Genomic DNA, 22611 nt, shown 5'->3' with positions numbered 1-22611 from the left:
ACGCCTGCGCCGTCTTCCGTCGACGTAACCATCCACTCAGGACGCTACGTTCCTCGTCGGACAACACCACCGGGGCGACTTTCGGGCTCGGCACGCCCACACTCTACCAACTACCGACGAACTAATGACTCAGGACACTAGAGCTTCACCGGGTAGTGCGGTTCCGGGATGCGGGGCTGGATGGTCTTCTCGACGAAGATGCCGTGCCACAGCATGTAGACCAGCAGAGCCCAGATGCGTCTGCTGTGGTCCAGGGCGCCCGCGCGATGGTCCTCCAGCAGCCGCATGACCGCCGTCTTGTCGATCTCCTCGTCGGTCTCCGAACTGAGGATGATCTGGCGGGCCCAGTCGTACATCTCGTCCTTGAGCCACAGGCGGATGGGGACCGGGAAACCCAGCTTGCGGCGGTTGAGCACGTGTTCCGGCACGATGCGGCGCATCGCCTGCCGCAGCGCGTACTTCGTGGTCTCCTTGGTGATCTTCTCCTCGGACGGGATCTTCGCCGCGACCTTGAAGACCTCCGCGTCCAGGAACGGGACCCGCAGCTCCAGTGAGTTGGCCATCGTGACCTTGTCGGCCTTGACCAGGATGTCGCCGCGCAGCCAGGTGAACAGGTCCACGTGCTGCATGCGGGTCACCGGGTCCCAGTTCTCGGACTCGCGGTACGGGCCAGCCGTCACGTCCTTGTGGCTGATCGCCGGGTCGAACGTTTTCAGCACCGCTCGCAGTTGGTCGTCGCGGAAGATGCGCGCGTTGCCGTAGTAGCGGTCCTCCAGGGACAGCGCCGCCCGGCGCAGCAGGTCCTTCCCGCGCCGGCCCTCCGGGAGCTTCGTGGACAGCGAGCCCATGGCCTTGCGCAGAGCGCCGGGGACCTTCTCGAACGCGGCGAGCGAGATCGGCTCCTTGTAGATGGTGTAGCCGCCGAACAGCTCGTCCGCGCCCTCGCCGGACAGCACCACCTTCACGTGACGGCGGGCCTCTCTCGCGATGAACCACAGCGGCACGAGCGCCGGGTCGGCCACCGGGTCGTCGAGGTACCAGACGATCAGCGGGAGGGACTCCATCATCTCCTCGGGGCTGACCGTCTTCACGACATGCTTCACCCCGATGGCCGCCGCCGACTCGGCCGCAACGTCGACCTCCGAGTAGCCCTCACGCTCGAAGCCGGTCGTGAACGTCACCAGGTTCGGGTTGTGCTCCTTCGCCAGCGCCGCGATGGCGGTCGAGTCGATGCCGCCGGACAGGAACGAGCCGACCGTCACGTCAGCGCGCATGTGCTTGGCCACCGAGTCACGCATGACGTCCGCGATCTCGTCGTACAGCTTCTCCTCCGCGCCACGCACCGGCGTTGGCCGGAAGGTGTGGAAGAAGTACCGGTTGGTGCGCAGCTCACCGCCGGGGGAGATGGTGAACGACGTGCCCGACTCGATCCGCCTGACCTCCTCGTGGAGGGTCTCCGGCTCCGGGACGTACTGCAGCGTCAGGTAGTGCTGCAGCGCCGTCCGGTCGAGCGTCTGCGCCAGGCGCAGCTTCGGGGACAGCTCGAGCAGCGCCTTCTTCTCGCTCGAGAACGCCACGCCGCCGGGGCCCGCCGAGTAGAACAGCGGCTTGATGCCGAACGGGTCACGCGCGCCGAAGATCTCGCGCTTGCGCCAGTCCCAGATCAGGAACGCGAACATGCCACGGAGCTTCTGGACCGCCGTGGGACCGAGGTAGTGGTACAGCGCGACGATGACCTCGCTGTCACCGTGCGTGCGCATCGTCGCGCCGTGCTTCTCGATCAGCTCCTGGCGCAGCTCGAGGTAGTTGTAGATCTCGCCGTTGAACAGGAGGGTGTAGCGCTCCTGGACCCCCGCCGGGCTCCAGTGGAGCGGCTGGTGGGAGTGCTCCACGTCGATGATCGACAGGCGGTTGAAGCCGAAGACGACCTCGTCACCGGCCCATGTGCCGCTCTCGTCGGGTCCTCTGTGTCGCTGGCAGCGCATGGCCGCGGCCACCGCGTCCCTGGTCGCATTGGCTTCCAGTTCGGTCGGGCACACCACACCAAGCAGTCCGCACACAGTTCGGCACTACCTTCCCCGTCGAGTGCTTGCCGATGGCAAGTATGGCTGTCTGCCGCAAGCGGTGACAGCGGCCTCGCCGCGCTCCGTGGCAGGTGCCCGGGACCGCCTGCTCACGCCGACCCTGAGCAGGTGTGGCGTGGGCCTCTCGGCTACGCTCGTGCGCTGTGATCACCGGTCTTACTAGGAGGGATCGCGCAGTGGGCGGAACGACGCGTTCGCGGGCATCGCGACTGACCACCATCGGTGGCCTCGTCGGCTTGGTGGCCATGACCGCGAGCGGCTGCTCCAGCAGCGAGGTCCTGCGCTTCGGCTGGCCAGAGGCCATCACGCCCCAGGCGGAGCGGATGCGTGACTTCTGGACGTGGTCGGTCATCGCCTCGCTCATCGTCGGCGTGATCGTCTGGGCGCTGATCCTGTGGCCGGTCGTCGCGCATCGCAAGAAGAGCGACAAGCTGCCCAAGCAGTTCCAGTACAACCACTTCCTCGAGGCCATCTACACCGGCGTTCCCTCGATCATCGTGGTGATCCTGTTCTACTTCACGGTGACGACCCAGAACTACGTGCTGGCGGAGGAGCCGCAGGACGAGGTCGGCGTGAACGTCGACGTCCTGGCCTTCCAGTGGAACTGGCAGTTCACGTACAACGAGTACGAGAACGCCGACGGCCAGCGCATCGAGCCGCGTACCTCCGAAGGCGACCTGGTCACCACCACCGGCAGCACCACCGAGATCCCGCTGCTCGTGCTGCCCTCGAAGTCGACCATCCACTACAACCTGCGCGCGAAGGACGTCATCCACTCCTTCTTCGTGCCGGAGTTCAACTTCAAGCGGGACGTGTTCCCGTACCCGGAGAAGAACAACCAGGACAACACGTTCCAGAACTCGATCGACAAAGAGGGCTCGTTCGTCGGGCGCTGCGCCGAGCTGTGCGGCACCTACCACTCGGGCATGAACTTCGAGGTCAGGGTGCTGGACCAGGAGCGGTTCGACCAGTACATGGAGCTTCGGGTGTCGACCAACAGCGACACGGGCCAGCCGTACACGGCCGCGGAGGCGCTGGCCGAGCTCGGCCGGGACGACCCGTCGTGCGGGAAGCTGTGCAGCCCGACCGCGACGACGACGTCACCGTTCAACAGCGACCGCACCGCGCGTACCTCGTCGAACTGAGCGGAGGAGAAGAATCATGAAGGTCGAAGCGAGGCTCTTCGACATCACGACGGCGTTCTTCTTCCTCGCCGCCATCGTCTACGGCTTCTGGTCACACGAGCCGGTCGGCATCGTGGGCCTGATCCTGACCGGCGGGCTCTCGCTGATCATCGGGTCGTACTTCCACTTCGTCGCCCGCCGCGTCCGGCGCCGCCCCGAGGACAACTCGGAGGCCGAGGTCAGCGACGGCGCGGGCGAGGTCGGGTTCTTCTCGGCCGGCAGCTACTGGCCGGTCGCCATCGCCGCGTCCGGCGGCCTCGCGGCCATCTCGATCGCCTTCTGGCAGGTATGGCTGCTGGTCGTGGCACTCATCCTGGTCCTCGCCGCCGTGGGCGGCCTGGTCTTCGAGTACCACACCCGCCCGAACGCGACGGACTAACGCTTGGCCGAAGGCCGACCCTGCTCGGTGGCTGCGCCACCTTCGCTGGGGTCGGCCTTCGTTGTGTCTTGTGGGGGCCGAGCCCCCACACCCCCAGCCGGGGGCCCGCCCCCGGACCCCCAGCACGGTGGGTTGGTTGGTCCGTTGACATCGCCGCGCGGGCGGTGGGGCCAGCTTCAGGCCAGGTCTTTGCTGATCGTGATCCAGCGGTCCAGCAGTTTGGCCGCGCGGCCGGAGTCCACGGCTTCCGCCGCTGCTTCCAGGCCTGCTCGTAGGTCGGCCGTCAGGTCGGTCGAGAAGCCGCGGAACGCCGCGATGGCACCAGCCGCGTTCAGCAGCACCGTGTCGCGCACCGGACCCGTCTCACCGGCGATCAGGGACCTCAGGACGGCCGCGTTGGTCGCCGCGTCGCCGCCCTTCAGGGACGCCGCGGTCGTGAGTGGTACGTCGAGCGCCGCCGGGTCGATGGAGGTCTCGCGGACCGTGCCGCCGGAGGTGACCCACGCCGTCGTCGTGGTCGTGGTGGTGATCTCGTCCAGGCCGTCGTCGCCGTGGACGACCAGTACCGAGAAGCCGCGGGAGGCCAGTACCTCGGCCACCACGGGTGCCAGGCCCCGGTGTGCGCACCCGACCAGGGCCGACGCCGGCTGAGCCGGGTTCGTCAGCGGCCCCATGAGGTTGAACACCGTGGGGATGCCGATCTCCTTGCGTGCGGGGCCCGCGTGCCGGAACGCCGGGTGGAAAACGGGGGCGAAGCAGAAACCGATGCCGATCTCACGCACGCACGCCTCGACGCCCGCCGGCGGCAGGTCGATCACCACGCCGAGTGACTCCAGGACGTCGGCGGCGCCACAGCGTGACGACGCGCCCCGGTTGCCGTGCTTGACCACCGGCACCCCGGCGGCCGCCGTGACCAGGGCGCTCATCGTGGAGATGTTCACCGTGCCGGACTGGTCACCACCGGTGCCGACGACGTCCGCGGCCGGCTTGTCCAACGTCACACGGCGGGCGTGCGACAGCATCACGGCGGCCATGCCGGCCACCTCGGCGGGTGTCTCGCCCTTCGACCGCAGCGCGGTCACGAACGCGCCGATCTGGGCACCGGTGGCCTCGCCGGTCATGATCTGGTCCATCGCCCACGACGTGTCGTCGGTGGACAGGTCCTCGCTTGCGACGAGCCGGCCCAGCAGGCCGGGCCAGGTCTGGGTCACGGATCTCACCCCTGGACGACGGGAAGCTGCTTGTTGCGCAGCACGTCGGCGACCGTCTCGGCGGCGGCCAGCGGGTCGAGCGGGTGCACCAGCACCGCGTCGGCCTGTGACCACGTCGCGAGCCAGCGGTCGTCCTTGCGCCTGATCGCGATCACGATCGGCGGGCAGTTGTCGATCTCGTTCTTCAGCTGCCGGCACAGGCCGATCCCGCCGGTCGGCTGGGCCTCGCCGTCCAGGATCGCGAGGTCGACGGCGCCGGCGTCCATCTCCATCAGCACGTCGGCGATCGTGGCCGACTCGTGATACGTGACCCGGCCCAGGTCGGGAGCCGGCCGACGCCCCACGGCTGTGACAATCCTCTCCCGGACCTCCGGCCGGTGGCTGAACACGAGGATCTTCAGCGGGGAGCTCATGGCGGTGCCTCCGGCGGGACGGCGAAGACCTGAAAAAGGGGCAGGTCCGGACACCTGGATGCTATCGGGCACCGACAGACCACGCGCAGGTGGTCGGCCGTGCCCGACGATCTACCGTCACGTCCGGACCCGATCTGCTGACCGGGGAATGGAGAGGCAATAATGCCTCGCGTGACGACAGCAGCGCCTTCAATCAGCCAGCGTGTGCACTCGCTGAACCGGCCCAACATGGTCAGCGTCGGCACGATCGTGTGGCTGGCCAGCGAGCTGATGTTCTTCGCCGGCCTCTTCGCCATGTTCTTCACCGTCAAGGCGCAGAACGACACCGGCCACTGGCCCCCGCCGCCGTTCCATCTCGACGTGCCATACGCGCTCGTTGTCACGATCGTGCTGGTCGCCTCGTCCCTCACCTGTCAGATGGGTGTGTTCGCGGCGGAGCGAGGTGATGTGTACGGGTTGCGCCGGTGGTACACGGTCACCCTGGTCATGGGCACCTTCTTCGTGTTGGGCCAGGCCAACGAGTACCGGACGCTCATCGAGGAGGGACTCACCATCCCGTCCTCGGCGTACGGCACGGTCTTCTACCTGACCACCGGCTTCCACGGACTGCACGTGACCGGCGGCCTGATCGCGTTCGTGTACCTGCTCGCCCGCACGAAGATGAGCAAGTTCACGCCGGCGCAGGCCACGTCCGCGATCGTCGTGTCCTACTACTGGCACTTCGTGGACATCGTCTGGATCGGTCTGTTCACCGTGATCTACTTCGTGCCGTGACGCGGCGTAGCCACCACCCCGCCGGGTCCGAACTGACATCAGAGGTTGCCGCACAATGACCAAGAAACAACGGGCACGCACGAAGCTCCGGCGCCGCGTCGCGGGCCTGCTGGCGCTGGGCTTCGCGCTGATCGGCGTCGGCGCGGGGTACAGCGTGCTCGTCCCGGAGCCACAGACCGCGCAGGCTCAGGACGACCCGGCCATCGTGCGCGAGGGCGAGAAGATCTACAACAACACGTGCATCAGCTGCCACGGCGCCAACCTCGAGGGGGTCAAGGACCGCGGCCCGAGCCTCGTCGGCGTCGGTGAGGCTAGCGTGTACTTCCAGACCTCGACCGGCCGCATGCCGGCGATGGGGCAGACCTCGCAGATGCCGAGGAAGCCGCGCGTGCTCACGCCGGCCGAGGTGGACGCGGTGGCCGCCTTCATCCAGGCCAACGGCGGCGGCGTGGAGATGCCGTCGGAGCACGGCGCGGAGCTGCGCGGCGAGGACCCGGCCCGCGGTGGCGAGCTGTTCCGGTTCAACTGCGCCTCCTGCCACAACTTCACCGGCCGTGGCGGTGCGCTGTCGTCCGGTAAGGAAGCGCCGGCGCTGGACGGCGTCACGGAGGACGAGATCTACGCGGCCATGCTGTCGGGCCCGCAGAACATGCCGCGTTTCTCCGAGCGTCAGCTGTCGCCGGAGGAGAAGAAGGACATCATCGCCTACGTCAAGTCGGTGACGGACGGGAACAACAACCCTGGCGGTAGCCCGATCGGTGGACTCGGTCCCCAGTCGGAAGGGTTCATCGCGTTCGTCGTGGGGATCGTCGCCCTCCTTGGCGTCACGTTGTGGATCGGGGCTAAAGCATGAGTACGGACAAGCCTGCGGACCTGCCGAGCGAGGAGGAGCTCGCGCAGATGTCCCGGGACGAGCTGGTGAAGCTCGGGAACAAGCTCGACGGTGTCGAGCTGGTCGAGTACCCGGACCCGTGGCCGGTCAAGGGCACTCGGGCCGAGAAGCGGGCCGAGCGCCAGGTCGCGTTCTGGTTCGCGCTCGCCGGTCTCTCGGGCCTCGCGTTCGTCGCCGCCTTCATCTGGTGGCCGGCCCAGTACGTGGCGCCCGGCAAGGACGGCGACTTCATGTACTCGCTGTACACCCCGGTCATCGGCCTGACGCTGGGCCTGTCGATCACCGCCGTCGGCGTCGGCATCCTGAACTACACGCGGAAGTTCATCCCGCACGAGGTCGCGGTGCAGCAGCGGCACGACGGCGGGTCTGGCGAGCTGGACAAGGCGACGATCCTCGCCAACCTGGCCGACGCCGGCAACCGCAGCTCGATCGCCCGCCGGCCGATGATCAAGCGTTCGCTCGCCTTCGGTGGAGGTGTGCTCGGCCTCGCGCTGACCGCCCTCCCGCTGGGCAGCCTCCTGCGCAACCCGCACGCCCAGTCCGCCAACGCGGCAGGCCTGCTCCACACGCCGTGGCAGCACAAGGAGGAGGGCGAGAAGGTCTTCCTGCGCCGCGTCACCGGCAACGACGAGATCTCGCTGGTGCGGCCGGAGGACATGGACGCTGGCGCGATGGACACGGTGTTCCCGTACCGGGAGACCGACACCCACGAGGAGTGGGAGCACATCCTCCGCCTTGGCGACACCCCCGTGATGCTGATCCGTCTGCGGCCGCAGGACGCGGCCAAGGTGGTCAAGCACGAGGGCCAGGAGGACTTCAACTACGGCGACTTCTACGCCTACACAAAGGTCTGCAGCCACCTGGGCTGCCCGACCTCGCTGTACGAGCAGCGGACCAACCGCATCCTGTGTCCCTGCCACCAGTCCCAGTTCGACGCGCTGCAGTACGCCAAGCCGGTGTTCGGTCCGGCCACCCGCAAGCTTGCGCAGCTGCCGATCACGGTCGACCCTGAGACTGGCTACTTCATCTCGACCGGTGACTTCATCGAGCCGATCGGACCTGCTTACTGGGAGCGGAAGTCATGAGCGGACTCACGACGCCGACGAAGCCCGACAATGTGGTCATGCGCGCGGCCGGTGGCGCCGCCAAGTGGGCCGACGACCGCTACCACCTCTCCGGCGGCATCCGGCGGCAGCTGAACAAGGTCTTCCCGACGCACTGGTCGTTCCTGCTCGGCGAGATCGCGCTGTACAGCTTCATCGTGCTGCTGCTGTCCGGCACCTACCTCGCGCTGTTCTTCGACCCGTCGATGGCCCACGTGACCTACCAGGGCTCGTTCGACAACCTGCGTGGTCTCGGGATGTCGCGGGCGTACGAGTCGACGCTGTACATCACGTTCGACGTGCGTGGCGGCCTGTTCGTGCGCCAGGTGCACCACTGGTCGGCGCTGCTGTTCATGCTGGCGCTGACGATCCACATGTTCCGCACGTTCTTCACCGGTGCGTTCCGCCGGCCGCGTGAGGTCAACTGGATCATCGGCATCCTGATCTTCATGATGGGCTGCTTCGAGGGCCTCTTCGGCTACTCGCTGCCGGACGACCTGCTGTCCGGCGCCGGTATGCGCATCACCTCCGGCCTGCTGATGTCCTTCCCGGTCGTCGGCACGTGGATCCACTGGCTGCTGTTCGGCAGCGAGTTCCCCGGCACGGAGCTCATCCCACGGATCTACACCCTGCACGTCCTGCTGATCCCGGGCATCCTGCTCGCGCTGATCGGTGTCCACGTCGGTCTGGTGTGGTACCAGAAGCACACGCAGTTCCCCGGTGTGCGGCGCAAGGAGACCAACGTCGTCGGCGTGCGCATCATGCCGGTGTTCGCGCTCAAGGCCGGCGGCTTCATGGCCGTGGTCGTTGGTGTGACCGCGCTGCTCGGCGGCCTGTTCCAGATCAACCCGGTGTGGAACTTCGGTCCGTTCTCGCCGGCGCAGGTATCGGCGGGCACCGTGCCCGACTGGTACATGGGCTGGACCGACGGCCTGCTCCGCATGTGGCCGGCGTGGGAGGTCTACCTCGGGAACTACACGATTCCCGCGCCGTTCTTCCCGTTCATGATGGGTCTACCGCTGCTGACCGCGGTCGCGGGCGTCTACCCGTGGATCGAACGGAAGTTCACCAAGGACTACGCGCACCACAACCTGCTGCAACGGCCGCGTGACGTGCCGGTGCGCACCAGCCTCGGCGTCATGGCGATCACGTTCTTCATGGTGTCGCTGCTGTCCGCCGCGAACGACGTGCTCGCCGAGAAGTTCGACATCTCGCTGAACGCGACGACGTGGATGGGCCGCATCGGGTTGCTGGTCCTGCCGCCGCTGGCGTACGCGATCACGTACCGCCTGTGCCTGGGCCTGCAGCGGTCCGACCGCCTGGTGCTTGAGCACGGTGTGGAGACCGGCATCATCAAGCGGCTGCCGCACGGTGAGTTCATCGAGGTACACCAGCCGCTCGCCGGCGTGGACGAGCACGGCCACCCGATCGCGCTGGAGTACCAGGGCACGCCGGTGCCGAAGAAGATGAACAAGCTCGGTTCGGCCGGCGAACCGGTCGCCGGTTCGCTGCTGCGGCCCGACCCGCCGGAGGAGACGGCGGCGCTGGCCAAGGCCCGTGCCGCGGAGCACGCACGCGCGGCCGAGCTGGAGTCCGGTGCGGCCGAGACAGGCACATCGGTGGCGAAGACACAGGACGATCCGTCAAAGCAGCTGTGAGGTTACGTCTGATGGCGGCCGCCGCGTTCATCGCGGCGGCCGCCTTTGGCGTTGCCGGTTGCACGTCCGCTTCGCCCGAACCCGCGCCGTCCAAATCCGCGTCAGCCGAGCGCGTGCCACCCGGGAGGGCATCGACCGTGGTCACCACGCCATCGCCGACACCGAGCTGCGCGCAGCCGGCAGTGGGCTTCGACTGCGACTTCCAGACCAGGATCGCCGCCGTCCAGTCCTACCTGGACAGCCGGCCCGGCACGACGGGCGTCGTACTGCACGACATGGTGACCGGCGCCGTGTGGCGCAACGACCACGCCGGCGACCTGACGTGGACGGCGTCGACGATCAAGCTCGGCATGGTGGTCGACCTGTTCACCCGTGAACGCGACGGCGAGATCACCCTCACCAAAGCCGACCGCGACCTGATCGCCGCGATGCTGCACTCGTCGGACGACGACGCGGCGAACACCCTGTGGCGCCGCTACGCGGGTGGCGACCACATGGCGTACAACAGGAACCTCCCCGCCTACGGGATGACGTCGCTGGAGCCGCAGAAGGGCTTCTCGGACTACTACCCCTACTGGGGTTTCCAGAAGTGCACACCGGACGACCTCGACCGGCTCATCCACTACGTGCTGACCGACCTCCCACCGGACGAGCGGTCCTACATCGTCGGCGAGATGCGGAACGTGGACCCCGACCAGCAGTGGGGCGTGTGGGGCGCCGGCCCGGCCGCCCAGCCCGGCAACAAGAACGGCTGGTCGGAGGAGGAGGGCGGCTGGGTGATGAACACGGTCGGCTTCGCGGGCCCCGACGAGCGCTACACACTGGCGGTCATGAACAACCTGTCCGGCGAGGGCGGCTACGACGAGGGCCGCGAAACCGTGACGCACGTGTCGGAACTGCTGTTCGCCGGCCGGTTCTGACCGCTGACGTCCCGGCGCGCGTGCGCTGTGACCGCGAAGGTTCGCCACTCGGCAGGGTGGTGAAGGGAGGACTTCCTCACCGTGGGGCGCGGTGAAGGACGCTTCATCGCGTGGCCGTCAACTCGAACCGCCCACCTTTCGCGGCGCCAAGGCAAGGGTTCGCCCGCTGCGCGGGGCTTCGCCTGTCCGCTGCGCGGGGCTTCCTGCGTCCCGTCCGAGCGAGTCAGCGAAGACAGTTGATCACAGCGTTAGTTGAGCTGCCCCGCTCGGTGCAGGTGGTCGAAGATGATCTGGTCGACGGGGGACACCCGGTCGCGGTCGCGGTAGGTGAGCCAGCCGATCTCCTCGATCTCGTTGCTGGGCACCGGTGTGCCCTCGTGGTGGGCCGTGTAGCAGGTCATGCGGACCAGCACCCCGTCCGCGTGGCCGTGGGCCTGGGCTTCGAACGTGCCCAGGTGCTCGGCCGTCGCGGGGTTGATGGTGACCGCCAGCTCCTCGTCGACCTCCCGGACGAGGGTGTCGACGTCGGTCTCGCCCGGCTCGCGTTTGCCGCCGGGGAGGTAGTAGACGTTCTTGCCGCGGGACCTGGTGCTGAGGATCCGGCCGTCGTCCAGGTGGATCCAGGCGATCTTGTCGATGGTCATCGTCGTCATCCTGCCGTGCGCGTCATGTCGAGAGGGCCGTGGCCCATGCCATCTCCCTGTCGCGGGCCGCGTCCGCCCTGTTCAGCCAGCCGCGCCAGCTGGCGGCCGCCAAGGCCGGCTCGGTCCAGGGCTGCGTGCACCGGACCATCCGTGTCCCCGGTCGATCCAACCAACGCAGCACCAGAGCCACTTCCTCGGCGGGCGCGCCGTACAAGGGGCCCTCGCCCGGCAGGACGGTCTCCGCCGACGCGGCCAGTGCGTCCACCACCGGCATCGGAGGCACCCCACGCCGAGCCACCCCCGCCGACGCGAGCCGCCCGTGGCGCACCACCGCGAACTCCCAGCCGCCGTTGCCGTCCGGGCGGGCCGCGATCATCTCTTGCACCGCGGCGAGCGCGGCCAGCCGCTGCCCCCGGTCGAGTGCGCGCACCAGCACCGTCAGCCGGTCGCGGTCGAAGCGTGCCTGCTCGAACCGCTCCGCCGCCGAGTGCGCGTCCAGCCGCCGCTCCAGCACGTGCAGCGGCTCCAGCAGCCGGCCGGCGACCAGCCCGGTGAACGACGACACCGCCGGCGTGTACTCCTCGACCGTCTGCCGCCCCGCGCACGGCGCCGCGCACCGCGACAGCTCCGCCAGCGCGCACGGCCGCCCGTTCGCCCGCCGCGCCGCGATCCGGATCGTGCACGGCCGCAGGCCCGTCGCGTCCTGGAGCGCCACCATCGCGTCCTCCGCCAGTCCCCGGGAGCGGAACGGGCCGAACGCGCCGTCCTTCGGCGTGCGCACCAGCGACAGGCGCGGGAACGGCTCGTCGGTGAGCGTGAGCCACCACGACTGCTTCGGGTTCTTGGAGCGCCGGTTGTAGGCGGGCTTGTGCGACGACAGCAGCCGCAGCTCCCGCACCTGCGCCTCCAGCGCGTGCGCGCATTCGACGTGGTCCACCCGCACCGCGAGCGCCACCATCTCGCGCAGCCGGCGGCGGGTCTCGCTGGCCGTGAAGTACTGCCGCACCCGCCGGCGCAGGTCCTTCGCCGTGCCGACGTACAGGACCTCCTCGCCCGGCCCGCGGAACAGGTACACCCCTGGCGTGGCCGGCAGGTGCGCGGCCATCGACCGCTTGCGGCGCTGCTCCGGTGTCACGTCCGGGATGTAGTCGCGCAGCTCCTCGAGGGTCTGCACGCCGATCGATCCCACGCGCTCCAGCAGCGAGTGGAAGACGTCGACCGTCGCGCGGGCGTCCGCCAGTGCCCGGTGTGTGGGTTTGGTGGTGGCGTGTAAGAGCTCCGCCAGCGCGGACAGCCGGCAGCTCGGGGCCTCCTCCCTGGTCAGCACCCTGCGCGCGAGCTGGACCGTGCACACCACGGCCGGCTTCGGCCAGCGGTAGCCGTGCCGCTCGCACGCCTTGCGGATGAAGTTGACGTCGAACCCGGCGTTGTGCGCCACCAGCACCGCGCCACCCACGAACTCCATGAACGCCGGTAACACCGCGTCCAGCCGGGGCGCCGAATAGACCATCGCGTTGGTGATCCCCGTCAGCGCCACCACCTCGGGCGGGATGCCGCGGCCGGGGTCGACGAGCGTGGCGAACTCACCGAGCACCTCGCCGGCCCGCACCTTCACGGCACCGAACTCGGTGATCGTGTCCTCGTCGCTGACCCCGGTGGTCTCGAGGTCGAACACGACGAAGGTCGTGGCACGCAACGGGGTGCCCAACTCGTCGAACGCGAGCTGGCCGCCCGCCCCCGGTTTCGTCATGCCGGGCAAGTTAGCCGAGCGCACCGACAAAACCCGGACGGTGGCCTTCCCACCAGGGGACTAACCTGGAGAGATGGTGCCGTCGATCCAGCCGGTCGATCCGGTGGACGAGCCGTCCGAGCCGGACGGCGAGTCCACTGTCGACTGGACCGCGCTGCCCGACGCCGTCCGCGCACGGATCGCGGAGATCGGCGCGGACGCGCTCGGCGCGCTGCCGAAGGTCGACGTGCCCCAGCAACTGCGTGCGGTCGCCAGGTTCACGCCCGCCAAGCGGGCCAGGTTGGGCGCCGGCGGGATCATCACGAGCCTGCGGGACTCGGCCGCGTTCCGCACCGCGGTCGTCGAGTGGTGCCGCGAGCACCGGCCTGCCGCGCTCGACCTCACCGGTGACGACGCCGCCGCGGTAGCCGCCGCGGCGGTTCTTCTCGGTGAGGACACCGCACCGCACTACCTGGAGCTGGTGTCGCGCCGTGCGTCCGACGCGGGTCTGCGCGCCCAGCGCGACGCCGCCATGGCACGAGCCGAGCGTGCCGAGACCGAACTCGCGAAGGTTCGTGCCGAACTGGACGCCGTGCAGGGCGCGGTGGACCGCGTCCGCGTCGAGGGCGAGGTGGAGCTGGAGCGGCTGCGCAAACGCTTGCGCGAGCAGGGCGTGCGGGTCCGGGCGGCCAAGGACGAGGCCGCGAACGCGAGCGTCGAGATCGACCAGGTCCGCGGCGAGGCGGCCGCCCAGGTGAAGGCGCTGACCGAGCAGCGCGACCGCGAACACGAACGGGCCGAGACGGAACGGGCCCGTGCCGAGCGGGCAGAGGCGGACGCGGAGATCGCCCGACAGTCCGCCCGGGAGGCGCGCCAGGCCGACGAGGTGCGGCTGGCGTTGCTGGTCGACACGCTCGACGGCGCGGTCACCGGACTCCGTCGTGAGCTGGCACTCGGCGGTGCCGGCCCACGCCCCGCCGACCTCGTGCGCGGCGCGACGGAGGCACACGGGTCGGTGAGCCGCGTCGAGGACCCGGCAGCGCTCGAGCGGTTGCTGACGCTGCCGACCGTGCACCTCGTCGTGGACGGCTACAACGTCACCAAGACCGGCTACCCCGAGCTGTCCCTCTCCGAGCAGCGCGAGCGCCTGATCCGGCAGCTGGCCGCACTCGCGGCCCGCACCTCGGCCGAGGTCACACTCGTCTTCGACGGCGCCGGCGTGGTCGCCGTGCCGACGACCGCGCCCCGCGGCGTGCGTGTGCTGTTCAGCGACCCGGGCGTCCTCGCGGACGACGTGATCCGCGCACTGGTCACCGCGGAGCCGGAAGGCCGCCCGGTGGTCGTGGTGACTTCCGACCGCGCGGTGGCCGACTCGGTCCGTCGTCGTGGCGCCCACCCGGTGCCCTCAGCGGTGCTGCTGGCACGCCTCGGCCGCAGCTAGGTGCTCTGACTCGCCGGCACGCTCGGCCGCCGGGACATCTTTTGGCCGCGCTCCACAGTCCAACCTGCGCGACCCGCGGCCTCACTCCTTGTCGCGATGGTCGGCGGTTCGAGCCGGCGGCCGCGTGAGGAAGGATGCGTCCTTCATCGTGGCCACGGTGAGGAAGGCTCCCTTTTCACCACGCCGCCGGGACTCACGGGCGCGAGGTGACCAAGATCACAAAGGTCGCCAGCCGATTTTCGAATTCGTTGATCAACGCCAACACAGATGGTTGCGTAGGCATCCCCCGCCCATACCCGGGGGGCCACCCCGAGGCCATCGTACCAACCGGCAGGGACAAAACCCCTGGTCGCGGGGGCCTGTGGACAACTTTCTCACGCGAGTGCGAGCGAATGGGACACTCATGCGCTCAATCAGTCGGGCGCGACAGGGCTCGTGGCCATGATCGCCCTGGGGATAGTCGGCGAGGGTCACCGCGAGCCCTCCAGGCCGCGGTGCTCGACTTTCGTGATCATGGTGGTCCACCGCGTAGAACGCACCAATGTTGTACGGAGCCGCGGTTTGTTCGGTTCATTCCATCTCGCCGCGTTCGGTGGGCGGTGTCGAGGGGTCGGCGAGCTGTTATCGCGCGCCCAAAAGGCTGGTCTGACCTGCGTGAACCCGAAATTGTCGGTGCTCGGTCATAACCTCCCGGACATGAGGCGCAAACAGGACGAGGAGCCGGGGATGATCATCGACTGCGACAGCTGTGTGGTCCGTGGGCTGGCCTGCGGAGACTGTGTGGTGAGCGTGTTGCTCGGGGTGCCGCCGAACGTCGAGATCGACGCTGTGGAGCAGCGTGCCATCGACGCGCTCGGTCGCGCAGGGATCGTGCCGCGGCTTCGGCTGGAGCCCATTGACAAATCGGCGTGACCGCTTTGTCCGGCGCGCCCGGACTAAGCCGGTGTGTCGCCGAGCGGTCGTGAGAATCGCCGAACGGTGTGACGGAGTTCCCACAAGCCGGTGAACTGAGGTGTTGCCATGGCCACAGACCGAAGTTGGCGCTGCTCCGTTGGTGTTAAACGGCCTTCGCGGCAATTTTTTGGGCGGGCCAGGTAGACGCATCGTCAAGCGTTTCGTAACCTGTCCGAGATCTCGCGGCCGGCAGCGGCCCACCCCGAGGGCCCTACGCGGGATCGCCGCCGAAGCTGGCCACCTTGAAGTGATGCTCGCGGGGAGCGAACGTCGCGTCCGGGTGGTTGGACCGGATCCCCCACGGTGGGTGGGGCAGACGATGGACCGTCGCTGCTGCGGTAGTCCCTTGTCAAAATGCGCCACCCGGTCGGCGGTTCGGATGTAAGGGAGACACGCCCAACGTGGCGTCGCAAAGAACCAAGCGCGCAATCCGTGCCGGGATGAGTGTGACGGCCGCGGCCGCGGCGATGATCTTCTCCGTGCCGGGTCCGGCGCTCGCGCTTCCCATCACGTACCAGCAGCCGCCGCCCCCCGACACCGCCTCCGAGGCGATGGCGAAGTACCAGCAGCTGTCGGAGCAGGCTTCCGCGGTCAACGAGCAACTGCTCGCCGCGAAGACCGACCTGGACAAGAAGAACGCTGAGCTGGCGCAGGCCAACAACGACTTCAACGCCGCGAACGCCGCGCTGACGCAGGCGAAGGCGGACGAGGAGGCCTACCGCGGCACGGTCGACCAGTTGACCGCCGCGTCCTTCCAGGGCGCCCGGTTCAACAAGCTGTCGGCGCTGCTCACCGGTGACTCGGCGGACGACTTCCTGGAGCGTGCGTCCGCGCTCGGTGTCCTCGCGGCCGACAACGAAGAGGCGCTCTCCAAGCTCAGCGCGGCGGTGACGCAGGCGTCGGACGCCGAGACGAAGGCGAAGGACGCCCAGAAGCGCGCCACCGACGCGCAGGCGGCGGCCCAGACGCTGACCGACCAGATCACCAAGACGAAGGCCGATCTGGACGTTCAGATCGAACAGGCCGAGGACGCCTACCAGCAGCTGTCCGGTGCGGACAAGACTTCGCTCGAGGGCGAGGACATCGGCGCCTACATCGGCCCAGCCGGCGCGGGCGGTCAGGCGGCGCAGGCGGCCATGACCCAGCGCGGCAAGATGTACCTGTGGGGCGCGGCCGGCCCGAACAACTACGACTGCTCCGGTCTCACGATGTGGGCCTACAAGCAGGTCAACATCAGCCTCCCGCACTCCAGCCGGTCACAGTACGGCTATGGCGTGTCCGTGGCCCAGGGCCAGTGGAAGGCCGGTGACCTGCTGTTCTACGGCAGCAGCGCAGGCTCCATCCACCACGTTGCCATCTACATCGGTGACGGCAAGCTGGTCCACGCCTCGACCACCGGCACGCCGGTGAAGGTCGACGACGCCCCGTACGGCGGCGGTCGGGACTACCTGGGCGCGAAGCGGATCGCTCCCTGACGTCAGACATTCGGGGCCGGCACGGTTGTCCGTGCCGGCCCCGAGTCGTGTCTACCCATAACATGCTCGGTGTGCAGCGCAGAGCGAAGATCCGGGCATGGCTTGGCGCGGCGGTCGCCGTCGCCGTGCTGTGGGGTCTCACGCTCGCCTCGTTACCCGGCACCACCCCGGAATCCGGTTCGACCGGAGGTCCCGGCCAGCCGTTGGGCGCGGTCAGCCCCGCCCCGCACGTCGGTGACGCCGACCGCGCCGACGCCGTCACCGACCTGCTGAAGCGTCGCGCGCAGGCCGTGCTGACCCGCGACGAACAGTCGTTCCTAGCCACCATCGACCCGAAGGCCGCCCCGGAGTTCGTCGCCGCACAGCGACGCCTGTTCACCAACCTCGCCGGCGTCCCGTTCGACGAGTGGAGCTACCGGCTCAACCCCGACGACACCCTCGACGTCTCCGGCCTGACCGACAGCGCCGAGCTGGCCGACGAGCTGTGGGCGCCGGCCGTTGACCTTCGGTACGCGCTGCGGGGCGCCGACCTCATCCCCACCGACCGGGCCATGGGCTACCTGTTCGCCCGCCAGGGCGACACCTGGTACCTGCGATCCGACACCTCGCTCGACGGGCTCGGCCGGCGTACGTGGCGCGGCCCGTGGGACTTCGCGCCGTGCGTGGTCACCACCACCGAGTCCGGCATCATCCTGAGCCACCCCGGCAGCGAGCCGATGGTGGACCGGCTGGTGCGCGACCTGGACTCCTCGGTGCGGGCGGTCAGCGAGCTGTGGCCGACGTCGTGGTCGCAGCGGGTGGCGGTCATGCTGCCGGACTCGCCGGGGGAGATGCGCGCGCTCGTCGGACCGGACTTCCCCGTCGAGTCGGTCGTCGCGGTCGCGGTCGCGGACCGGGTGGACAACAAGACCCGGACCGTCGCGGGGCAGCGGGTGGTGCTCAGCCCGTCCGGAGTGCGGGCGCTCTCGATCGCGTCGCTGCGGATCGTGCTGCGGCACGAGATCACGCACCTGGCCGCCCGCGCGGACACCGTCGATGGCTCGCCGACGTGGCTGCTGGAGGGCTTCGCGGACTACGTCGGGTACCGCGACAGCGGCGTGACCCTCGCCGAGGGCGCGCCCGACCTGGCGAAGGCGGTCCGTCAGGACGGCCCACCCGCGGCGTTGCCGGAGGACCGGGCTTTCCGGTCCCGCGGCCCGGAGCTCGATCTCGCGTACCAGCAGAGCTGGTCGCTCGCCCGGTACATCGCGGACCGGCACGGCGAGCAGGCGTTGATCGCCGTGTACCGCGAGTTGGCCGGGGCCGGGCCGGTCTCCGCGAGCGAGACCGATCGGATGCTGCGCGAGGTGATCGGTGTCGACCGCGCGGCGCTCGTGGCGGGCTGGCAGTCCTACCTCCGGGAGACTCTCAAGTAGGGTTTGTCGGTGACTCGGACCCTGCTCGTGACCAACGACTTCCCGCCCCGTCCCGGTGGGATCCAGTCCTACCTGCACGCTCTCGCCACGCGGCTGCCGTCCGAGGATCTCGTCGTGTACGCGCCGGCATGGGATGGCGCGCGGGAGTTCGACGCGGCACAGCCGTTCCCGGTCGTGCGGCACCGGTCGAGCCTGATGCTGCCCACCCCGGGAGTTGTCCGGCGGGCGAGGGAAGTCCTGCGCGCGGAGGGGTGTGACACCGTCTGGTTCGGCGCCGCCGCGCCACTCGCGCTGCTGGCGCCGACCCTGCGTGCGGCCGGCGCGCGACGGGTGATCGCGAGTACACACGGGCACGAGGTGGGCTGGTCGATGCTGCCGGGCGCGCGGCACGCGTTGCGGAGCATTGGTAGGACCACTGATGTCGTGACCTTTGTGAGCAAGTACACGCGCTCCCGCTTCGCGCCGGCTTTCGGTCCCCGTGCGGCACTCGAGTACCTGCCGTCCGGGGTGGACACCGAGCAGTTCCGGCCGGACTTCGCCGCCCGCAAGGAGATCCGCACCCGTTACGGCCTCGGCGACCGGCCGACCGCGGTGTGCGTGTCCCGACTGTGGCCGCGCAAGGGGCAGGACATGCTGATCCGCGCGCTTCCGGCGATCCGGAAGCGTGTGCCGGAGGCGGCGCTGCTGCTGGTGGGCGGCGGTCCGTACGAGGACCGCCTGCGCGTGCTGGCCGAGCAGTTGGACATGTCGTCCAATGTGGTCTTCACGGGCCGGGTGCCGTGGGAGGAGTTGCCGGCGCACTTCGTCGCAGGGGACGTGTTCGCGATGCCGTGCCGGACACACGGGCGCGGTCTGGACGTCGAGGGTCTGGGAATCGTGTACCTGGAGGCGTCCGCGTCCGGTCTGCCGGTGGTGGCGGGCAACTCGGGCGGCGCGCCGGAGACGGTTCTGGACGGCGTGACGGGCAACGTCGTCGACGGCCGCGACCTGCCGGCCATCGCCAAGTCCGTGGGCGACCTGCTGGCGGACCCGACCATGGCGACGGAGATGGGCGAGGCGGGCCGACGCTGGGTGTCGCGGCACTGGCAGTGGGAGGACATCGCGGCCCGCCTGACAAAACTGCTGGACGGCTCAGCCTTCTGACCGCAGGCCCGGCCTCCGGCCCCCGGTTCCACGCTACGGCAAGGCACCGACAAAAACCCGCGGCGCCCGGGCGGGCTGTGGACAACTTTCGCGTGTCCAACATTCAGGACCCGCGTGTCCAACACTCGGAACCGGTGAGTTCAACAAATCGCGCATGCTCGATATGTTGAACTCACCGGTCGGGAATGTTGGACACGCGGGGGTTGTGGACAAGGCGGCCGCGCGCGTCGGGAATGTCGGTGCTCCGTGAGAGGCTCGAACCGGGGGCCGGAGGCCAAGCCTCGCTATACCGGCAGGGTTAGTTCGTGTACGCCTATGCCGATGCCGCGGAAGAAGTTCACCCGGCTCGCGTCGAGTGGTTCGCCGGACGTGAACGCCGCGACGCACCGCCCGCCGAACGCCGCACGCAGCTTCGGGTACACGATCCTGCTTGCCACCGCGTGTTTCAGCCGCACGCCGAGTGGGGCCACGCCGCCAAGCGCGCCGTACGCGACGGCCACCGACTCGGCCATGTCGAACACCGCCATGTTGCCGTCGGTGTACGCCCTGGACCGTGCCGCGTCGTGGAAACGGCCCAGCAGTTCGGCGTCCGCCACGATCACCCGCGGGCGGAACACACCCAGGTCCGTGAGCAGATCCTCGCCGCCGGCCAGCTGGCCGAGCGTCGCGCGGGTGTATACGCACGCCAGCGTGATGATCCGCGTCGGCAGGTCGGCCGGCTGCAGCAGCGCCAGCAGCGAGCTGCCCGCCCGCAGCAGCGCCGGGTGCGCGGCGATCGTGGCCCGGATCTCCGCCAGCAGGTCGCCGTGCGTGAACTCCGTCCGCTTCGGGTGGTCCCGCGACGGGTACACGATCGTCGCGAGGTCGTGTGCCCGTACCGCCAAACGGCGCTCGTGGGCGCGGTCGTCGTAGATCTGGGTGCCGAGCGCGGACAGCTCCGCGACCGCGGACGGCACGTCCTCGTCACCGCTGCGGCCACCGTCGAGCTGCCACACCCACACGACCTCGGGCAGCCGGTCCACGACCCGCCGGACCGTCTCGCGGTGCTCCGTGGTCTCCACGACCACCGCGCACGCCCCGGAGTCCGACAGGATCCACTCGACCTCCGCCGCTGTGGAGGTCGAGTCGATCGGCACCGTCACACAGCCGAGGGACCAGCAGGCGAAGTCGAACAGTGACCACTCGTACCGCGGACCGGACAGCAGCGCGACCCGGTCCCCCGGCCGAAGCCCCACCGAGATCATGCCTTTCGCCAGGCCGAGCACCTGTGTGGCGAACTCGCGGGTGGTCACGTCCACCCACGAGCCGCCGTCGCGGCGGCGGAACCCGATGGTGGCGCCGAACCGCTCGGCATTCGCCCAGACCATGTCGGTCAGGCTCTCCTCGTCGGTCACACAAGGAAAACTAGCGCGCCGGACAGCGCGGTGCGCCTTCGGGCGGCGTCGATCGGACGGACTTCGTCCGGCCTCCTCGCGTGGTCGGCCGAGCGAGGTGGTCCGGCCGGCGCACGGCGTGACATGCTGCACGCCGTGCCCGCTGTTGACGTGATCGACGAGACCTTCCTCGCCGTGCCGCCCGCGACGGTGGCCGCCGCCTTCGCCGACCCGCGAGCCTGGAGCCGGTACTGGCCGGATCTCGACCTCGCCGTGTACGCCGACCGCGGCGTGCAGGGGTTGCGGTGGACCGTGCGCGGCGCGCTGGTCGGCACCATGGAGGTCTGGTTGGAGCCCGTGCTGGACGGCACGGTCCTGCACTACTTCCTGCGCGCCGACTTCCCGCCCGGCGGGGCCGGCAAGCCGTTGAGGGAGATCAGCCGTCGGCAACGCGCGGCCAAGGCCGTCGCGCTCGATCTGAAGTTCGTCCTGGAGGACGGCAGGCCGCCCGGCGTCGCGCCCCGAAATGATTGACTCGTACGTATGCGGGTTCACGTGGTTTCCGACGTGCACGGCAACGCCGAGGCACTCGCGCGGGCCGGCGACGGCGCGGACGCGCTCGTCGTACTGGGTGACCTGATCGACTTCGTCGACTACCACGACCACGGTGGCGGCATCCTCGGCTCGCTGTTCGGCGCCGAGACGGTCAGCGAGTTCGCGCGGTTGCGGCGCGAACGCCCGGCGGAGCTGCCCGCGTTCGCCCGCGCGCTGTGGGGCAGCGTCGGCGACGCGGCACAGATCGTCGAGGAGGCGGTGCGCGAGCAGTACGCCCGGTTGTTCGCGGCCATGAGCGCGCCGACCTACGCCACTCCGGGCAACGTCGACACGCCCGACCTGTGGCCGGAGTTCTCCCGTGACGGGGTCCACATGCTCGACGGCGAGGTGGCCGAGATCGGCGGGCTGCGGTTCGGGTTCGTCGGCGGCGCGCTCCTCCCGCCGGGCGTGCCGGCCCGCCGGCCCGGGGTGTTCCGGCCGTACCTGCGGACCGAGGACGACTTCGCCGCCGGCATCGCGCGACTGTCGGACGTGGACGTGGTGTGCACGCACGTGCCGCCCGACGTGCCGGAGCTGACCTACGACGCGGTGGCGCGCCGGTTCGAGTACGGCTCGCCGTCGCTGCTTGACCTGATCGTGAAACAGCAGCCCCGCTGGGCGGTCTTCGGGCACGTGCACCAGCCGCTCACGCCGAGGATGCGTGTCGCGTACACCGAGTGCGCGAACGTCGGACACTTCCAGCGCACCGGGCGGCCCTACGTGCTGCGGTGGTGAACCTTACGCTCGGGTAACCTCCCGGGCATGGCCGACGAGTCCACCCAGTCCATCGTGGTCGACGCGCGACCCCAGGACGTCATGGCGGTGATCGCGGACTTCCCGGCATACCCGGAGTGGGCGAACGCCGTGAAGAGCACCGAGGTCCTCGAGGCGTTCGAGGACGGCAAGGCCCGCGAGGTGAAGTTCACGCTCGACGCCGGACCGTTCAAGGACGTGTACACGCTTGCCTACGACTGGGCCGGCGACGGGCTGTCCGTGGACTGGAACCTGGTCAAGGGCCAGATGCAGAAGGCGCAGAAGGGCCAGTACCTGCTCACGCCGGAGGGTGACAAGACCAGGGTCACCTACACGCTGGCCGTGCAGCTGGCCGTGCCGATGATCGGACTCTTCCGCCGCAAGGCCGAGAAGATGATCATGGACATCGCGCTCAAGGAGCTGAAGAAGCGGGTCGAGGGCGAGTGACCAGCAGGACATCGGCCGGGGAGCC

At 69.3% G+C, this 22611-nt stretch carries 21 protein-coding genes; 15 read left to right on the top strand and 6 right to left on the bottom strand.

Translation table 11 applies throughout. From position 1 onward, the window contains the following. Positions 1-137: 137 nt before the first annotated feature. Entirely contained in the window at positions 138-2060 is a 1923-nt protein-coding gene (gene asnB / locus VF106_RS25415; protein WP_330842340.1) for an asparagine synthase (glutamine-hydrolyzing), read from the bottom strand. A 200-nt stretch (positions 2061-2260) separates the two neighbouring features. Here asnB and ctaC point away from each other — a divergent pair, with 200 nt between their 5' ends. Then, the gene (gene ctaC, locus VF106_RS25410) at positions 2261-3229 is read left to right on the top strand and encodes an aa3-type cytochrome oxidase subunit II (RefSeq protein WP_414639059.1); all 969 of its coding nucleotides are present in this window, start codon (positions 2261-2263) and stop codon (positions 3227-3229) included. Positions 3230-3245: 16 nt separating this feature from the next. Further along, positions 3246-3647, top strand: a complete 402-nt coding sequence (gene ctaF / locus VF106_RS25405; protein ID WP_330842339.1) for a cytochrome c oxidase subunit 4 — start codon at positions 3246-3248, stop codon at positions 3645-3647. 176 nt (positions 3648-3823) lie between these two features. On the opposite strand, the gene trpD is transcribed toward ctaF, so the two are convergent. Both trpD and VF106_RS25395 read right to left on the bottom strand, forming a co-directional pair. Next, entirely contained in the window at positions 3824-4867 is a 1044-nt protein-coding gene (gene trpD, locus VF106_RS25400; RefSeq protein ID WP_330842338.1) for an anthranilate phosphoribosyltransferase, read from the bottom strand. Next, positions 4864-5271 carry a hypothetical protein gene (locus tag VF106_RS25395; RefSeq protein WP_330842337.1) on the bottom strand — a complete coding sequence of 136 codons (408 nt, stop codon included), beginning with the start codon at positions 5269-5271 and terminating at the stop codon, positions 4864-4866. Before VF106_RS25395 ends, trpD begins: the two co-directional genes overlap by 4 nt. Before the next feature lie 162 nt (positions 5272-5433). Between VF106_RS25395 and ctaE the strand changes: the two genes are divergently transcribed. The 5 genes from ctaE to VF106_RS25370 all read left to right on the top strand — a co-directional run bounded on the left by ctaE (position 5434) and on the right by VF106_RS25370 (position 10618). Then, positions 5434-6045: an aa3-type cytochrome oxidase subunit III gene (gene ctaE, locus VF106_RS25390; protein WP_330842336.1), complete on the top strand. Its 612-nt coding sequence runs from the start codon at positions 5434-5436 to the stop codon at positions 6043-6045. A gap of 55 nt (positions 6046-6100) precedes the next feature. After that, positions 6101-6898, top strand: a complete 798-nt coding sequence (gene qcrC, locus VF106_RS25385) for a cytochrome bc1 complex diheme cytochrome c subunit (RefSeq protein WP_330842335.1) — start codon at positions 6101-6103, stop codon at positions 6896-6898. After that, on the top strand, positions 6895-8022 hold the full coding sequence (qcrA, locus tag VF106_RS25380; protein ID WP_330842334.1) for a cytochrome bc1 complex Rieske iron-sulfur subunit: 1128 nt from the start codon (positions 6895-6897) through the stop codon (positions 8020-8022). Before qcrC ends, qcrA begins: the two co-directional genes overlap by 4 nt. Beyond that, positions 8019-9698, top strand: coding sequence for a cytochrome bc1 complex cytochrome b subunit (gene qcrB, locus VF106_RS25375; RefSeq protein ID WP_330842333.1), 1680 nt, complete (start codon positions 8019-8021; stop codon positions 9696-9698). The genes qcrA and qcrB overlap by 4 nt, the downstream gene beginning before the upstream one ends. A gap of 137 nt (positions 9699-9835) precedes the next feature. Next, positions 9836-10618 (top strand): serine hydrolase, encoded by a 783-nt coding sequence (locus VF106_RS25370; protein WP_330842332.1) that lies wholly within the window; start codon positions 9836-9838, stop codon positions 10616-10618. A gap of 248 nt (positions 10619-10866) precedes the next feature. On the opposite strand, the gene VF106_RS25365 is transcribed toward VF106_RS25370, so the two are convergent. Further along, on the bottom strand, positions 10867-11262 hold the full coding sequence (locus tag VF106_RS25365) for an NUDIX hydrolase (protein WP_330842331.1): 396 nt from the start codon (positions 11260-11262) through the stop codon (positions 10867-10869). 22 nt (positions 11263-11284) lie between these two features. Next, positions 11285-13012 carry a DEDD exonuclease domain-containing protein gene (locus tag VF106_RS25360; RefSeq protein WP_330842330.1) on the bottom strand — a complete coding sequence of 576 codons (1728 nt, stop codon included), beginning with the start codon at positions 13010-13012 and terminating at the stop codon, positions 11285-11287. Positions 13013-13085: 73 nt separating this feature from the next. On the opposite strand from VF106_RS25360, the gene VF106_RS25355 reads away from it, so the two are divergent. From VF106_RS25355 to VF106_RS25335, 5 genes are all read left to right on the top strand, one after another. After that, positions 13086-14432: an NYN domain-containing protein gene (locus tag VF106_RS25355; RefSeq protein WP_330842329.1), complete on the top strand. Its 1347-nt coding sequence runs from the start codon at positions 13086-13088 to the stop codon at positions 14430-14432. 696 nt (positions 14433-15128) lie between these two features. Continuing rightward, the gene (locus VF106_RS25350) at positions 15129-15344 is read left to right on the top strand and encodes a hypothetical protein (protein WP_330842328.1); all 216 of its coding nucleotides are present in this window, start codon (positions 15129-15131) and stop codon (positions 15342-15344) included. Positions 15345-15826: 482 nt separating this feature from the next. Next, positions 15827-16861 (top strand): NlpC/P60 family protein, encoded by a 1035-nt coding sequence (locus tag VF106_RS25345; RefSeq protein ID WP_330842327.1) that lies wholly within the window; start codon positions 15827-15829, stop codon positions 16859-16861. A 71-nt stretch (positions 16862-16932) separates the two neighbouring features. Next, positions 16933-18276 (top strand): hypothetical protein, encoded by a 1344-nt coding sequence (locus VF106_RS25340; protein WP_330842326.1) that lies wholly within the window; start codon positions 16933-16935, stop codon positions 18274-18276. A gap of 9 nt (positions 18277-18285) precedes the next feature. Continuing rightward, positions 18286-19419 carry a glycosyltransferase family 4 protein gene (locus tag VF106_RS25335; RefSeq protein ID WP_330842325.1) on the top strand — a complete coding sequence of 378 codons (1134 nt, stop codon included), beginning with the start codon at positions 18286-18288 and terminating at the stop codon, positions 19417-19419. Positions 19420-19703: 284 nt separating this feature from the next. Here VF106_RS25335 and VF106_RS25330 read toward each other — a convergent pair whose 3' ends face one another. After that, a complete protein-coding gene (locus VF106_RS25330; RefSeq protein WP_330842324.1) occupies positions 19704-20813 on the bottom strand; it encodes an AMP-binding protein in 1110 nt (369 codons plus the stop codon). Between the two features lie 123 nt (positions 20814-20936). Between VF106_RS25330 and VF106_RS25325 the strand changes: the two genes are divergently transcribed. From VF106_RS25325 to VF106_RS25315, 3 genes are read left to right on the top strand one after another with little or no spacing between them, the layout of a single operon-like run. Next, positions 20937-21326, top strand: a complete 390-nt coding sequence (locus VF106_RS25325; protein ID WP_330842342.1) for a polyketide cyclase / dehydrase and lipid transport — start codon at positions 20937-20939, stop codon at positions 21324-21326. Between the two features lie 9 nt (positions 21327-21335). Then, positions 21336-22121 carry a metallophosphoesterase family protein gene (locus VF106_RS25320; protein WP_330842323.1) on the top strand — a complete coding sequence of 262 codons (786 nt, stop codon included), beginning with the start codon at positions 21336-21338 and terminating at the stop codon, positions 22119-22121. A 27-nt stretch (positions 22122-22148) separates the two neighbouring features. Next, positions 22149-22586 (top strand): SRPBCC family protein, encoded by a 438-nt coding sequence (locus VF106_RS25315; RefSeq protein ID WP_330842322.1) that lies wholly within the window; start codon positions 22149-22151, stop codon positions 22584-22586. Positions 22587-22611: the final 25 nt, after the last annotated feature.

The organism is Actinophytocola sp. (assembly GCF_036378875.1).
Taxonomy (GTDB): Bacteria; Actinomycetota; Actinomycetes; order Mycobacteriales; family Pseudonocardiaceae; genus Actinophytocola.
This window is presented reverse-complemented; position numbering and strand designations above follow the sequence as displayed.